The following is a 765-nucleotide window of genomic DNA, read 5'->3' as shown; positions in this document are numbered from 1 at the left end:
GAGTACGCGCGTAACCCGCGCTTCAACGCCGAGGATGTCACCGAGACCATTTGATCTCGCCTTCGCTTCGACCGGCTTCAATAGCCGACGACGCCGCTGGGCCCGGTTCCGTACGGACGGAACCGGGCCCAGCGGCGTCGTGGTGAAGTGTGAGTCTTACTCGACCAACTCGGGCTCATGCGATTCGAAGAATTTGCGGCCCAGGACCACGACTACCAGGGCCAGAACGATCACGGCGGCCGCGAGGTAGAAGGCCCATTCCGGGCCGAAGGCTGCGCCCACGCTCGCCGCGGTGAACGGGGCCAGGGCACCGCCGATCCAACGGACAAAATTGTAACCGGCCGAGGCCACAGGACGCGGAGAGTCCGAAACCTCCATGGCCAACTCGGTGTAGAGCATGTTGTTGGTGCCGATCAGGGCACCGGCGGCGATCGTGAAGGTCACGATCAACCCAATGTTGTGGAAGCTGGCACTCACGCCCAGGGCAATGAGATCCAGGGCGAAGACGAACAAGGTGCTGCCCAGCAACCTCACTGAACCGACGCGGCGCTGAATCATGGGGGCGAACAACGCGGAGAACAGCGCGACCATCACGCCCCACCCGAAGAACACCGCGCCGATACCGTATTCGCCCATGTGCAGGGTGAACGGCACGTAGGACAGCACGGTGAAGAAGCCGAAGTAGTACAGCAGACCCGAGGCTGATGTGAGGCCCAGGCCCTTGTGCGTGAGGGCAATCAACGGATCACGGAACCGCGTTTTCTT

At 62.5% G+C, this 765-nt stretch carries 1 protein-coding gene; it reads right to left on the bottom strand.

Translation table 11 applies throughout. From position 1 onward, the window contains the following. Nucleotides 1-156 precede the first annotated feature (156 nt). Nucleotides 157-765 (bottom strand): MFS transporter (locus Q4E95_RS11765; RefSeq protein ID WP_303383484.1); only part of this gene is annotated, 609 nt, incomplete at its 5' end.

The sequence above is a fragment of the Kocuria sp. genome, assembly GCF_030536815.1.
Classification (GTDB): Bacteria; Actinomycetota; Actinomycetes; order Actinomycetales; family Micrococcaceae; genus Kocuria; species Kocuria gwangalliensis.
Note: the sequence above shows the minus strand (reverse complement) of the source record. Positions and strands in the feature narration are given on the sequence as shown.